General features: G+C 47.0%; 9 protein-coding genes. 3 read left to right on the top strand and 6 right to left on the bottom strand.

Annotated elements, in window-relative coordinates; genetic code table 11:
- Positions 1–53 precede the first annotated feature (53 nt).
- The 4 genes from ACUVJL_RS00510 to ACUVJL_RS00495 form a co-directional block, all read right to left on the bottom strand.
- A complete protein-coding gene (locus ACUVJL_RS00510; RefSeq protein WP_445244045.1) occupies positions 54–1,100 on the bottom strand; it encodes a hypothetical protein in 1,047 nt (348 codons plus the stop codon).
- Between the two features lie 500 nt (positions 1,101–1,600).
- Positions 1,601–2,269, bottom strand: coding sequence for a hypothetical protein (locus ACUVJL_RS00505; protein WP_445244044.1), 669 nt, complete (start codon positions 2,267–2,269; stop codon positions 1,601–1,603).
- Positions 2,270–2,486: 217 nt separating this feature from the next.
- The gene (locus ACUVJL_RS00500) at positions 2,487–3,512 is read right to left on the bottom strand and encodes an ABC transporter permease (RefSeq protein ID WP_333441113.1); all 1,026 of its coding nucleotides are present in this window, start codon (positions 3,510–3,512) and stop codon (positions 2,487–2,489) included.
- A 208-nt stretch (positions 3,513–3,720) separates the two neighbouring features.
- Positions 3,721–4,065, bottom strand: coding sequence for a hypothetical protein (locus ACUVJL_RS00495; RefSeq protein ID WP_333124548.1), 345 nt, complete (start codon positions 4,063–4,065; stop codon positions 3,721–3,723).
- Between the two features lie 651 nt (positions 4,066–4,716).
- Here ACUVJL_RS00495 and ACUVJL_RS00490 point away from each other — a divergent pair.
- Positions 4,717–8,124: a PAS domain S-box protein gene (locus ACUVJL_RS00490; protein WP_445244043.1), complete on the top strand. Its 3,408-nt coding sequence runs from the start codon at positions 4,717–4,719 to the stop codon at positions 8,122–8,124.
- A gap of 91 nt (positions 8,125–8,215) precedes the next feature.
- Positions 8,216–9,796, top strand: coding sequence for a nucleoside hydrolase (locus ACUVJL_RS00485; RefSeq protein WP_445244042.1), 1,581 nt, complete (start codon positions 8,216–8,218; stop codon positions 9,794–9,796).
- 176 nt (positions 9,797–9,972) lie between these two features.
- On the opposite strand, the gene ACUVJL_RS00480 is transcribed toward ACUVJL_RS00485, so the two are convergent.
- Positions 9,973–11,043 carry an ABC transporter permease gene (locus ACUVJL_RS00480; RefSeq protein ID WP_445244041.1) on the bottom strand — a complete coding sequence of 357 codons (1,071 nt, stop codon included), beginning with the start codon at positions 11,041–11,043 and terminating at the stop codon, positions 9,973–9,975.
- Between the two features lie 411 nt (positions 11,044–11,454).
- On the bottom strand, positions 11,455–12,588 hold the full coding sequence (locus tag ACUVJL_RS00475) for an AI-2E family transporter (protein ID WP_445244040.1): 1,134 nt from the start codon (positions 12,586–12,588) through the stop codon (positions 11,455–11,457).
- A gap of 413 nt (positions 12,589–13,001) precedes the next feature.
- Between ACUVJL_RS00475 and ACUVJL_RS00470 the strand changes: the two genes are divergently transcribed.
- Complete coding sequence (locus ACUVJL_RS00470) at positions 13,002–14,795, top strand: efflux RND transporter periplasmic adaptor subunit (protein WP_445244039.1); 1,794 nt, start codon at positions 13,002–13,004, stop codon at positions 14,793–14,795.
- Positions 14,796–15,239 lie beyond the last annotated feature (444 nt).

Here is a 15,239-nt window from a genome sequence, read left to right as displayed (position 1 = left end):
GCTATTGAGGAGACGGCAATGCCGTTTCCCTACCCCAAAATCATCAATAATTCTTACTTAATCGTAAAGTTCGTACCTCTGTAGCATCCTTGAAAAGAAGTTAAACTGGTGCGATTTCTCTGTTCCAATTTAGTCACGAGGGAAGAAGTATTGGAACTTTCAGCGGTAGCACCCCACTTGTAGATAAAGTCGCCGATATAGTTTCCGGTTTCTTCGTAGCTGTGCTCTTCAATTGGAATTCCCGAAACTCCGGAAACAGTTTGGTTGTGGTATCCGTTAACAATGATTTTTTCGATAACGGCTCCCGGTTCTGCGGTAATGTTCCATTGCACCGGTTCGTAGGCTGAAAGTGCGAGAATTATCGGCTTGTTTCGGCGTTCTACTTTGATTTCGATCGCACTTTTAGATAAATAATTTCGGTTCCCGTGCTCTGCATTAGCTTCGTAAACGCCTATTAAGTGAAGTTCTTTATTTCCGCTTGAGGAACCGATATAAGCTGAAAAATCGTCGGAACCGTCAAGCCCGCAGTTGGCTGCAGAACTAATTGGGGAAATAAAAGCTGTTTTTTCGGCTAGTTTCTGCTGCACCGTGGGCACTACCCACAATCCGGTTCCGACTCCTAAAGCACCTATCAAAGCGGCGGCGATACCGAAAGGAAGGGCATTTTTCAGGTGGCTAACAACTGGTGTTGCTGTTAGTTGAGATAGGGCTTGCTGCCAAGTTTCAGCAGTTTGTCGATCGGCATTGCCGCCATCAAGACAAGCCAATAAAGCTAAACTTTCCGGCTGTTCGAGCAGACTTTGAACTGTTTTCCCTTCGCCGACGTAGAGATTTCTAGTTGCGGTGTCTAAAAGCAGCCAGTAGCGATCGCCCTCGCCGAGGTTGTACTTTTGTACCGCAGGATCGACTAAATCGTGCTGCAAAAACACCAGCCAAGCCATATTATTGCCAGTGCCGACTGTTTTGCCGTCGCTGGATATAAGTTGGTCGATGTCGGGCTCCCAGCGCCAAGCTACCCACCGACTATCTCCTCGATAGCCGAGGGATTTTTCCAGTTGCGGATGAGCGGTTATTTCTAAGCGTTGAACTAAGTTTGACACTAGATGTCCTCCTCAAGTGCGATCGGGTCTAGAGCAATTTTGTTGCAATTTAAAACAAATATTTTGCTCATGAAGAGCCTCCGAATAATCGGGTTAATTTTGTCTTGCTAATGTTATCAGTCGGTACTTTCCCAACCACACTGGCTTAACAAAAATATGCCTGTTTAATGGCTTAGCTTGAGAACTTGGAGCTGGCGAGCACCCGCCTGGTAATAACTTTAACCTTTGCTGATAACTAATCCTGTTATGGATTAAAGCTGGCTATATATTACTGCTTCTACCTGGTTGTCCAGTTTTGAAAGAGTGCTTGGCCGATAGCGTCTACAAGTTCTCAGCTTAACTTTTATTTGGCTAGTCTGCTACAGAATATGCCGATCGCACCTGACATCAATATTAAGCAGGCAAATAAATATTCCGGCTTTCTCGCGGGTGAACTACCCCTGAAAAAGAGAACGTTTCAGAGAAACCCGGTTTCTGTAAAAGTTCTCACACCGAGCCTATTACTGGCGGGGGCCACCAATCGCATCTCTAGTCGGTGCAACACCTCCGGGGCCAAAGGAACTCGGCGGCACTCTCGGAAGATTGAGATTGGGAGTGGGAACTAAACCGCCGTTGCTGTCGCCTGCAGTTCCACCCGTGGGAGACTCACTGTTATTCGGATTAGTGGTTGGCGAAGTTCCCGGATTGGCATTATTGGGATTGGTGGTTGGCGAAGTTCCCGGATTGGCATTATTGGGATTGGTGGTTGGTGAACTTCCCGGATTGGCATTATTGGGAGTACCTGCGGGCGAAGTTCCCGGATTGGCATTATTGGGATTGTTGGGATTTGCCGTGCCTGCAGGAGTACTTATCGGGGTGCCTGCAGCATCTCTGGTGATGGTGTTGGGGGCACCAGCCGGAGCGCCCGCATTCGGGTTATTTGCAGGAGCATTGGCGGGGTTGCCCGCAACCGGAGCAGTGTTTTGGGGCTCAGCGTTGGTGCCGCACAAACTGGCTAAATCAAAAGTTGTGCCGCTTGGGGTTTCGATGAAGCAAACAGGCACATTTACTTGGGGGTTTGAGGCTGTGGGAAAATCGGCTGTTCCCGGCATGGGACGGCTAAAGGCAGCTTCAGCCATCAGTGGGGTCAACGCAGCCGATAGAGCGGCGATTGTTCGCAATAATCTCATCAGCGTTTCCTCAAATGTTGAATTTTATTTTCTCTAGTATTGCCCCTAAATTGCCAAGTGTCGTCACTCTAAAAGCCGATATTTTTGACAAATACTTCGTAAGGACCGCCGCTGGCTGCAACATCTGGCAACGCAGAAAGTACAGATTACAAAAGCCGAGAGTGCAACAGTCGCACATCCGTTGCCCTTCTTCCTTTTTCCTTCTTCCTTGATATTTTTAGTACCGAATTCGCGGGTCAATGTAAGCGTTCAAAATATCAATTACAATGCTGGCAATTACGACTATTCCCGCAAAAAAGACCACAATACCTTGAACAGTTGGATAATCCCGCAAGCTAATCGCTTCGTAAAGGCGATTTGCCAACCCCGGCCAAGAAAAAGTAACCTCTGTTAAAATAGCACCGCCCAACAGTGCAGCAAAAGTCAATCCTAAGACAGTAATCACCGGAATTAGCGCATTTTTCAGAGCGTGAGCCCATAAAATCTGCAATTCGGGAATGCCTCTAGCTCTAGCTGCTTCGACATAATCTGCTTGCAAAGTTTGCTTGAGATTTACCCTGACAATGCGCTCGAAAATGCCACTCAAAAGAATTCCCAGCGTCAAACTCGGAAGGGCCAAATAATGCAAAGCTGTGAGAAACTGACCAGGGTTAGCGCTCAGGAGACTGTCAACAGTGTATAGTCCTGTGTAGCCTTCGGGGGCTGGGAATGTCACGGGAAAGCGAGTTCCCAAGGGAAACCACCCCAACTGCACCGCGAAAATTAATTGCAAAACCATGCCGGCCCAAAAAGCCGGCAGCGAGTAAGTGATAATGCCAAACAAACGGCCTGCAGTATCGAAAATAGTGTTGGGGCGGGATGCTGCCAGGGAACCGATACTGATGCCGACAATTAAAGCTATGGCCATGCTACAAACTGCTAATTCCACTGTAGCGGGGAAATAATCTCCGATAATTTGCCACACGGTTTGTCCGCGAGTGGTGATTGAGGTGCCCAAGTCCAGACTGAATAAGTCTTTCATGTATTTGAGATATTGCTCCCACAGGGGTGCGTCGAGGCCGAGTTGGGTTCGCATTGCTGCTTTTGCCGCAGCTGGTGCTCGCGAGCCGAGAATGGCATCTATGGGGTCGCCCGGAGTGGCCCGCAGCAACAAAAATACTGCTGTGGTGATTGTCCACAACATTAGCGGTGCCAGGAGCAAGCGGACAAAAATATAAGATTGCAGGGCTTTGGAACGAGACATAATATTTGGGAATTGCCAATTGCGAAGTCTTTAGTCATTAGTCAGATGTTGAAGGCATCAGGCAGATGGAAGGTAGAAGCTGGAAAAAACAGATATTGTATATCTGCGACTTCTGTGTCGCGAATCAGGGGAATTGGGAATGAATTATAGACAGTTGAGTTGATTTTTGCGAAAAAGTCGATCGACTTTTTCGCAATTCCCGATTTTTCTATTCGCCCAGCAGCGATTCAAATGCAGCTTGCAAAGACTTGATATCGCCTACTCTCGCTACTAACAAGTTTTCGCTGCCGGCATCCTGCAGCCTGTGCTTCCAATACTGGATGCTATCCGAGTTGTTCATCCAGAAACTAATCACGGTGTCTACAACTCGATCGACATCCCAGCCGCGATCGCCAGAAACTGTCTCCACTGATGCCACAAACGCATCGAGAGTACACTTCCGGTTTGCCAAGTATTCTACACCGGACGGCTGCTGTTGTTGCAGTAATTCCTGCTGCTGGTTAAAAAACGTTAAAGTTGGAGATACGCCCAGGATTTCAAATGTATAGTTCATGTCATCCTCCAGAAGTATTATTTTGCCAAAAGGTCGTAGCGTAGCGGGGCGTAAGCCATCGTCCAAAAAAGCGCAAAACGCTTTACTTTGCTGCCCTCGATGAACTGCTGATGCTTCAATTATTCTATGAGCGATCGATCAGAATTTGGCTTGCTTATCTTATTAATAGCAAATTTTCCAACAGGGGATTGTCACCTAATTTACATTTGTCATGGCACTGTAGAAAAAATTAAAATCTGATTTTTATTAAGCAGGGGTAAGGTGGGCCATCCGCACCGCGAGGAAGTGATACCGTTTGAGATTTTAGATTTTAAATTTTAGATTAAAGAATTGAATAATTGGGAATGACTGATGACAACCAGGGTTGGGATCACCGCGCTACAGTTGCATTTTTTCTAACCTGGTGTGACTTTTTGGCCGCGAGTCCCCAGACCGCTCGCCACATTTAGGCAAGTAGTGCCATGATTAATATTACAAGTTTTTACAGTAGCGGTGGAAACCTCAGCCAAGTTTTGAGCTGCCGGCCACGGCACTTCACTCTGGCTGGGCGACTTTGTAACTTACTATCTAGGGCATCTAAACGACAAAGGATACGCAAACCCGGTAGGTGTCAGAATATTGATGTTATTGAAAAGTCTGAGCAGTTGTGTGATGAAAAGCTCGCCCAAGATGTCACTGAGCCTTGTTTTGTTGATACCGCTGGTGGTGCAAATCTCCGTAGCAGTGGGCGTGACTGGATGGCTGTCGTTTCGCAACGGGCAGAAAGCCGTCAATGACCTTGCTACGAGGTTGAGCTTGGAAGTCGCAGCGAGGACTAAAGAAAATTTCCGCAGTTTTGGGGATGTGTCTCACCTGTTTCTGCAAATGGATACTGCTGCGATCGCCTCTGGAAACTTAGACCCGGAAGACTTCCCCAACTTAGAGCGCTATTTGTGGAACCAGACCAAGCTGAGCGATCGAATTACAACCATCTACTACGGCGACGAACAGGGCAAATTCCTTTTGGTAAAAAGAGAAGCAGAAGACTTAGTATACATCAGAGACGAATCAACGGCTCCAAACCGCCAAATTTATCGCCTGGACAGCCAAGGAAATCGCACTGAGCTAATCCAAACCGCCGCCTATGACCCCCGTACAAGACCGTGGTACAAAACTGCCAAACAGTCAGGAAAAGCCACTTGGTCTCCCATCTACGTCTTCACGGCCTTGCCTGTTCTGGGGATTACGCCGGTGATGCCTATTTACAATGAAACAGGAAACCTGCAGGGGGTACTGGCAATTGACCTGACTCTTTCTCAAATCAGCAATTTTCTCAAAAGCATCAAAATTAGCCCGTCGGGACAAGTTTTCGCGATCGAACGCAGCGGAGAAATAGTCGCCAGTTCCACAGACGAACTGCCCTTTGTCACTGACAAAGACGGACAAAAACGGCTGTTGGCGACTAGGAGCCAAAATTTGCTAATTCGATCGGCCTCGACATACTTGCAAAAACGATTTGGTAGTTTTGAACAAATTGACAGGCAAGGACAGTTTACCTTCGATATAGACGGCAAACGTCAATTCGTTACGGTTGCTCCCCTGCAAGACGGCCGCGGCCTCGATTGGCTGATTGTAGTCGCCATCCCGGAAGCAGACTTCATGGGGCAAATTGACACCAACACTCGCACAACTATCTTATTGTGCTTTTTTGCCTTCATACTGGCGATCGGACTCGGATTTTTCACCACTCGCTGGGTTGTCAAACCGATTACCCGATTGCTGGAAGCTTCCAAAGCTTTAACAAAAATGTCCGAATCCTCCGACTTCACCTCAAAGGAATTAGACGGCGAAGTCGAAGTCCAAGGCGTCAAAGAACTCGGCCTCCTAGCTCAGTCTTTCAATCAAATGGCCAGACAATTGCGATCGTCTTTTGTTGCCCTAGAACAAACCAACTCGAGTTTAGAACAGCGAGTAGCAGAGCGGACTGCCGAACTCGAAGTCGCCGAAGCAGAATTGCGGGCTTTGTTTGCAGCCATGAACGAATTAATTATAGTTGTGGACGCCAGCGGTCGCTACTTAAAAATCGCGCCCACAAATATTTCCATGCTCTACAAACCAGGCGAAGAATTAATTGGCAAAACTCTCGGAGAGCTGTATCCGCAAGCTACAGCCGACAATTTTCTCAACCACATCCGAGCAGCTTTAGATACTCAGCAAACTGTCAGGATCGAGTACGATTTAACCATTGACGACCGCGAAGTTTGTTTTGCCGCCAGCATTTCGCCACTTTCAGAAGAATCCGTCATTTGGGTAGCCCACGACATTACCGAACAGAAGCGAGCCGAATCGGTGCGACGCCAAAGGCAAAAACAATTGCTCAAACAAAATACGGTTTTGGTAAAATTGGCAAGAAATAAAGCGCTGTATCGAGGCGATTTGCAAGCAGCTTTGAGGGAAATCACCGAAGCGGCTGCTCATACCCTACAGACAGAAAAAGCTGGCGCGTGGCTATATGATGAGACTCGATCGAAACTGCAATGTCTCGACCAATTTAGGTGCAGCAACCAGCAGCATTCCCAAGGCGCCGAAATCGCAGCCGCCGACTATCCAGATTATTTTAGAGCTTTGGAAGAATACCGGACGATCTCCGCCGACGACGCTAGATCTGATATCAGAACTAGAGAATTTGCCGAATCTTTCTTTGCACAAGCTGGCACTATTTCTACCTTAGATGCGCCGGTGCGGCTGGGAGGACAAACAGTCGGAGTCATCTGTATCGAACAAGTGGGAACTCCTCGCAACTGGACAGTAGAAGAACAAAATTTTGCTGCTTCCCTGGCAGATTTAGTGTCCCTAGCCATTGAAGCCAGCGAGCGCGAGCGCACACAAATCGCTCTGCGTCAAGCAGAACAAAAATACCGCAGTATCTTTGAAAATGCAGTCGAAGGCATTTTTCAAACCACCCCCGAAGGCCACTTCTTGAGCGTAAATCCAGCTTTAGCCCGCATCTACGGCTACGCCACTCCCGAAGAATTGACATCAAATCTCACAAACATCAGACAGCAAGCTTATGTCAATCCTCAGCGGCGCGACAAGTTTATGCAGGTGATGGCAGAATTCGGAGAAGTTTCGGGGTTTGAGTCACAAGTTTACCGCGTTGACGGCAGCGTAATTTGGATTTCCGAAAGCGCGCGTGCAGTGTGCGATGCCGACGGCAAGCTACTCTACTATGAAGGCAGCGTCGAGGATATTAGCGATCGCAAAGTCTTTGAATCCGCCTTGCAACTCGCCCTAGAAGCAGCCGAAGCCGCTTCCACCGCAAAAAGCGCATTTTTGGCAAACATGAGCCACGAACTGCGAACACCTCTGAATGCCATCATCGGCTACAGCGAAATGCTCCAAGAAGAAACCGAAGAATTGGGCTACGATGAACTCATCCCAGATTTAGACAAAATCCGCACTTCCGGCAGACACTTGCTATCGCTAATTAACGACATTCTCGACATTTCTAAAATCGAAGCCGGTCGCATGGATCTTTACTTAGAAACCTTCGACATCGCCACCTTGATAGAAGAAGTCGCATCCACCGCCGCGCCGCTAATTGAGAAAAATGGCAATACTCTAAACTTGCACCAAATTAGCAATATGGGCACTATGCACGGTGACATTACGAAAGTGCAGCAGATTTTATTAAATTTGCTGAGCAATGCCGCCAAATTCACTCAAAACGGTACAATTACCCTCACCGCCAGCCGAGAAAAAATTGCGGGTCACAGCAGTGAAGCAAGAGAAGAAAACAGTTCTGAACCGACAGCGGATTCTCAATCTTCAATTGCTAGTAAAGAATTTTTAGTTATTAATTGTACCGATACAGGAATTGGGATGAATCCAGAGCAGTTGCAGCATATTTTCCAACCTTTTACCCAAGCAGACGTTTCTACCACGCGCAAGTACGGCGGCACCGGTTTGGGACTAGCAATTAGCCAGCGTTTTTGCCTAATGATGGGCGGCAATATTTCAGTAAAAAGTCAGGAGGGTGTTGGTTCTACTTTTACTATCCGCTTACCTGTTAATAATTAAACACTCCCGAAATAAAGAAATATTAAGAAAAAGTCGATTGACTTAAAACCAAGTAAACTAATGATGTTTCTTAAAAAAAGTAACACTGAATATGCCGACATCGGACAGCTCAAGCACACCAGTCCCTTTGATAGTTGATGATGATGGCAGCCAAGATGGGATGACTGCCCTAGCCTATATGCTGCAAAATCCCAAATTTAGCGTCAAGGCGATCGCCGTTTCCCAAGGACTAGCTCGCCCGCAAATATTTGGCAACAATGTCGAGCTAATGTTAACCCGATTAGGCAAGACGGGTATTCCTGTTGCGGTTGGCAGAGATACTCCCTTAGCCGGAAATAACGCTTTTCCGCCAGAATTTCGGGACTCCACGGATACTTTTTGGTCGCCATTTGTGACTCTACCCGATCGCCCTCTAGAAACCGTCGATCGGCGGGATGCTGCACAATTAATTATCGACACCGTAAAGGGCTCGCCAGAACCAATCCAAATTTTGGCAACAGGCCCCCAAACAAACATTGCAGAAGCACTCCGCCGTGACCCCACAATTATTGACAATATTGCAGGCGTTCACATCATGGGAGGTGCTGTTTTTGTTCCCGGCAACCTCAGAGAACACCTCGATCCAATTCTGAAACAAAACGCTGTTTCCGAATTTAACATCTGGGTCGATCCGCAAGCTGCAAAGGAAGTATTTGATGCTGCATCGAAAGGATTACCAGTATTTTTAACACCGCTGGATGCCACTAACCAAATTGGATTTTCTCGCGCAGATCTCAACGCATGGAAAGCTACAGGTACTCCAGAAAGTGCGATCGCATCAGAATTATTAGACTTTGCTCTCACAGTTATTTCAGGCAACGATCCGCTGATTCCTAACCCGGCATGGGATTTAGTAGCAGCGCTGACTTTAAGCGAACCTACCTTCTCCAAAGCAACGCCCGTGCACTTAGATGTCAATACCAATGGCGCACCAAGCGTTAACCAAGGGCAAACATTTGCAGTTCCCAACCTGCCTCCCAACGTCAATGTATATCTCAATCCCAGTTTCAACAATCTAGGATTTAGTTCGGGTGACGTTTTCAAAAGCTCTAACGCTTCGGTTGGTAATATTATTGTCGGAACTGCTAGCAATGAATACTTGGATGGAGGTGCTGGCAATGACACTATTTCCGGTAATGGCGGCAATGATAACCTCGACGGCGAAGCTGGCGACGACATCATCTCCGGTGGCCCACAAGCCGATCGGATTTTAGGTGCTGCAGGTAACGACACCATCTACGGTAACGGTGGCAAAGACTTACTGATTGGCGGCTTGGGCAATGACCAGATCTACGGCGGGCCGATTGCAGATACGATTTTAGGTGGAGGTGGCAACGACACTATCTACGGCAATGGCGGCAAAGACTCGATCGACGGCAGCCTTGGTTCTGACGTGATTTGGCTGGGTTCCGGCAAGGCTAAAGTTGCCCTGACAACAGGAGATGGCTTCGACACCATTAATGGCTTCTTGATTGGCGCAACCAAATTGAGTGCAAACAACTCCAATAATTTGTCCTTTACTGATAGTTCTAACGGTGTCCAAATCTTCCAAGGAAACGATTTGCTTGCTGTTGTGTCCGGTCAGTTAGCTAATACTTTTAGCAACAACTTTGCTGATATTTTCGTAGCTTGAAATTGCTGTTTCTCATGGACTGGCTCTGCTTGGGAATGACTGTTGTTACTGTACCTATGCGGTTTTCAACCGCTGTATCCAGAGGCTCTGCCTCGCATGCGAGCGAGAAAATTTTAACTGGTTCCTAGGCTCTGCCTGAGAACGAGAAAAGACTTTTCGTTCTTACTACAAACAATTTAATTCCTTTGAATGCTTCTGGGATCGAGAGCATCCCGCAACCCATCCCCCAATAAATTAAACGCCAAAACAGTCAAAATAATCAGTGTCGCCGGAGGCCAAACCAACCAAGGCTGCAACACTAAAATTGAAGCATTAGTAGACAGAGATAGCAAATTTCCCCAAGAAGGATCGGGCTGTTGAATTCCCAATCCAATTAAACTCAAAACCGACTCCGCCACAATAAAACCCGGAACCGCCAAAGTAGCAGAAATAATTACGTAAGTTGCAGTTTGCGGCAACACATGGCGGACAATAATATAAATTGGATTAGCGCCCATTGCCCGCGCCGCTTGCACGAATTCTAGCTGTTTAATTGACAGTACCTGACCGCGAATTACGCGCGCCAAACTCGCCCAACTGATAAATGAAGTAATCAGCACAATCAATATAAATCGCTGAGCGCTTGTCAATCCCGGGGGCAGCACTGCTGCTAGCGCTACTAATAAATAAAGGCCGGGAATCGTCATCAATACTTCGGCGAAGCGCATTAAAATACTGTCAATCCAACTGCCGAAATAACCCGATATTCCTCCGATTAACAATCCCAAGGGGAAAGAAATTGCTATTCCTACTAAACCGATGCTGAGGCTAATTCTGCTGCCGTGTACTAAGCGACTGAATTGATCGCGAGCTTGTTCGTCGGTGCCTAAAATGTGAATTTGGCCTTCTCCGGTAGTGCCAAAAAGATGCCTGTCAAAAGGCAAAACTCCTAAAAATTTATAGGGAGAAGCTTTGACAAACAAACCGATCACCGATGGTTTTTGCCAGTCTACAATTACCTCGCGAGCGCCCGTATTCGCATCCACTGGGCCCTGAGTAGTCGGATAAACGTGGGGTCCGATAAATCGCCCGTCTTGCGTGCTTAAATAAATCTGAGTCGGCGGCAGCAATGAACCGTTTAATTGAGAGTCGTAGGGGTTGTAAGGCGCTACAAATTCGGCTAAAAGTGCGACTGTATAAAAAATTAACAGCAGCACGGCTCCCAACCGAGCTAGAGGGTTTTTTCTAAGATTTTGCCACCATTTCATAAGTTTTTAGGTTTGAGATTTTAAGTGGGTTCGCAGCATTGGAATGCAAGTTCTTTCTTAATGAGCTCAGTAGTAAGGACTGAATCCCTTACTAACAGGACTAAGGCAAGGGTATCACAATTAGTAAGGTGGGTCATATCTGAGATGTGGCACCATTCTCAATAAGGCTTTTATGGGCGGGATCTCCTACCCAACCCCTACTCCCCACAAGAAATTCATTCTTTGTGGAACAGGCCCGAAAGGCTTGTTAAACCAGAATGGTGTAAGATGTGAGTCTGATCCTACACCCTTGATAATCCGTTCATAATCAAAGTAGTAGAGCACCCTACAAGTCGATTCGAGTGTGCCAGTTGGCCTTAGTCCTAACTAATAAACTTTTTCAGAACTGAAGTCTTTACTACAAACATTAGACTATTTTTGTTCATCGGCAACCAAAATTATTCTACTTTCATTATCTGCGATTTTTCCCAATTCCTCGCCGCTAAAAGGATTGTAGAAAAACGAGCCTGTTTGCGGCGGTAATTTGGGATTGAGTACAATTTCTACTATACTTTTTACTACCCCAGTTAGCGGAATTGCCAGGATAACTCCTAACAACCCTCCCACTCTGCCTCCTAACAGCAAAGCTGTGAAAATAATTACCGGGCTCAATCCGGTGAGATTTCCCATGATTCGGGGAGCTACTAAATTATCCTTGATTTGCTGGAGACCGATCGCCACTACCAAGACTTGCAGCGCCAGCCACCAATCAATAAACGCTACAATTATACTAACAGTGCCAATTCCCAGGGTTGCTCCAATAAACGGAATTATTTCCGTCAATCCTATAAAGACGGCAAACAACAGAAAAAACGGAACTTGCAGCCACCAAAAAGCCAGAGTTAGCGAGATGGCCATAAATAGTCCCAACAATAACTGTCCCGATACAAATCGCTGGAGGTTTCGCTGCAAAGTCTCTGTTAAAACATAGCGAATTTCTGGGGAAAAAATGCTGGTCAAACCCTGCCACACTCTTTGCCCGTCTAGAACCATATAAAAGGAAATCACCACAATAAAAATTAAGTCCACAAACCAATTAACAGTACCTACAACTAAGCCTAAACCGGTACCGGCGATCGCCTGGACTTGTCCCTGGACTCTAGCTGACAGTTGCTGCTCCAATATTTGCACGTCAAAGGGTAAATTGCGCTCGGCACTCCAGGCTTGAAATTCACCTAGCTGCAGCCGCCCCGACTCTAGCAATTCCGGGAACCTCACCCCCAACTGGCTCGCTTGGCCCAACACCGGTGGCACAATAGTTAAACCGATTACGACTACTACCACACCCGCAGTTAAATAAACCAATCCCGCAGCTACTCCCCGCGGCAAAAATACTTGCAGTCTTGCTACTGCATAATTTAATAAAAATGCAATGAGTCCCGCTGTTACTAAAATGCTGACCAGTTCTCCAACATAACTGACAGCAGTCAGGGTAAACCATCCCGTCACTAGCACTAGCAGCCAAGTAATTAAAAACTGTTGGACGGGAGAAAAGAGACTATTCATGGTGATTTTTTTTAAATAAACTGGCACAACTTTTTCAGCCCATGTGCCGTATTCTACAATAAACACATTAGAGTATAGATTAGCAATAATCAGTTCAAGATTAGACTGAATTCTCTCAGCATTGATGAGTTGGTGAGGGCAAAACCGCTCGCCCGACAGACAATGCCACTCCGATCGACCCCACGCTCAGGAATGACGCTAATATTCAGTATGCCCCGAAGGCAGATCAAATTAAATGTCGATCGAACAAACTTCGATCGAAATCGCCCGCAATGTGGTGAAACGGCGCCACACTCACCCAAAAGGAGGAAGCGCGACTGCTCATGCCGCTGGCTAAAATGAATCAGATACTATCGTAATCTTTCTTTACAATATAAAAAACCCACAGGTTAATACCGGCGAGAGGAACTACCGTGACAAATCAAGTTTTTTCAGAAGCGGAAGAAAAGAAACCCATTCCCCCCGTGCAGAGCGGACGCGACAAAAACTCAGTAGAAAATGCGCCTGAAGGTGGGGTATCAGACCGCTCTCGCTGGCAATTTTCTCCTGAGGAAGATGAACCAGAAGTTGCGCTAGAAGTTCCAGAAATGGAGGGGGAACAATCGGAAGTTTTGGAACCAGAAGAGCCAGAAGCTTCGCCCAGCAAAGGACTCAGGTGGCATACCATGTTGGCGGGCGCAGGCATTGGCGTGGCTGCAACCCTGCTAGCAGTACAGTTGACTGGGGGCAAGCAGAATGCGCGTCCCGCAGTTCCAATTCCATCGGCAACTGTGCAGGCGACGGCTCAGACTGTGACAGTGGCGCCTGTGGAATCTGCCCAGGTGGGTGAAACTCTGGAAGCGACGGGCACTGTGGTGGCCTACGACTTGCTGCCGGTGTTGCCACAGACCAACGGTTTGCAAATCAAGCAGGTTTTGGTGAAGGAAGGGGATGCGGTAGAAAAAGGTCAGACGATGGCGGTTTTGGATGATTCGGTGCTGCGATCGCAAATTGCCGAAGCGCTTGCGGGAGTACAATCAGCTAATTCTACGGTAGAACAAGCCGAAGCTCAGGTGCAGCAAGCCCAGTCTACCCAACAAGAAGCCCAAGCCGGCGTCGCTCAAGCCCAAGCTGGCGTTGAAAAAGCCATCGCTGACGCAGCGCAAGCCAAAACAGGCGTCGGCCAGGCTAGGGCCGGTGTGGAGCAAGCTAAAGCGGGTGTCACTCAAGCTAAAGCCGGCATTGCCTCCGCCCAGGCTAAATTAGATCAAGCTCAAAGAGAAGTAAATCGCAGCCAAAATTTGGCGACGCAGGGAGTAATTAGCCAGCAAGATTTGGAAAGGCGCAAGACGGAACGCCAGACTGCTGTTCAAGATTTGAACAAAGCTAAAGCTGATTTGAATACAGCTTTGGAAGAACAGAATAAAGCAGCGGAAGAAGTGCGATCGGCTCTTGCTAAAGTAGCTACTGCGGTCGCTAATATCAGTACGGCTAGAGCGGCCCTCAGCAGCGCTCGTGCTAAAGTGAATACGGCCGGAGCGAGTGTCAGCAGTGCGAGAGCAAATGTCGGAAATAACGCAGCAGGTGTCCGCAGCAATGATGCGCGAGTCAAACAGTTACAAACTCAATTAGAACAAACAATTGTACAAGCACCGGATAGCGGTATTGTATCTGAAAGAATTGGTCGAGTTGGGGATGTTTCTTCGGGTAATCAAAAACTCTTTTCGATTATTCGGGGAAACAAGCTGGAACTGCAATTGAAAGTACCCGAAACTCAGGTTTCGCAAGTGCGGCCGGGAACAGCGGTGCAGATTACTTCGGATTCTGACAAGCGGATTAAGTTGTCAGGAACTGTGCGAGATATTTCGCCGCTAGTTGACCCGCAAAATCGGCAAGCTACTGTGAAAATTGATTTGCCGCCAAGCGAGTTTTTGCGATCGGGTATGTTTTTGCGCGCATCTATTTCGACGGCAATGGCTCAGGGTTTGAAAGTCCCCGCTAAAGCTATTTTGCCACAATCTGACGGCAGTTCTATTGTTTACAAACTTGTGGGTGAGGATAAGGTGCAGGCTCAACCGGTGGAAGTCGGGGAAATTTCTGGGGGTGCTGTGGGCGATTTGACTGCTGCTAAGGTTGAGGTTAAAAAGGGTTTGAAGGCGGGCGATCGGGTGGTTATTTCTGGGGCTGGTTATCTTAAGGATGGCGATCGGGTTAAGGTTGTTAAATAGTTATTAGTCAGTAGTCAGTAAGTGTAAGGTGCGGACTTCGCACCCTACAGTATTACTTTTTTCAAACGAACCGCGAAGACGCGAAGGACGCAAAGGAAGAGAATAAAGAAGAGAGAAAGCAGAAGAAAGCAGGAACTGTATTACCAATGCCCAATGCCCAATGCCCCATTCCCCATTCCCAATTATGTCTTTCAATATTTCGGCTTGGTCGATCAAACAGCCTGTCCCCACGATTGTTTTATTCTTGGTTCTGACTATAGGGGGTTTACTATCATTTCCGCTTTTAGGTATTGATGATTCGCCTAATAAGTAGTCAAACAAAATTAATTACACAAATCAAATAATATGATATACTAAAAACATCAAGTTTTATTTAAAGAGGTTTTATATGTTTTTACTTCGAGACATTAATCCACTTTCATTGAAATTGCTAAACCGAATTTA

This window comes from Microcoleus sp. OTE_8_concoct_300, assembly GCF_031383065.1.
Classification (GTDB): domain Bacteria; phylum Cyanobacteriota; class Cyanobacteriia; order Cyanobacteriales; family Microcoleaceae; genus Microcoleus.
This window is presented reverse-complemented; position numbering and strand designations above follow the sequence as displayed.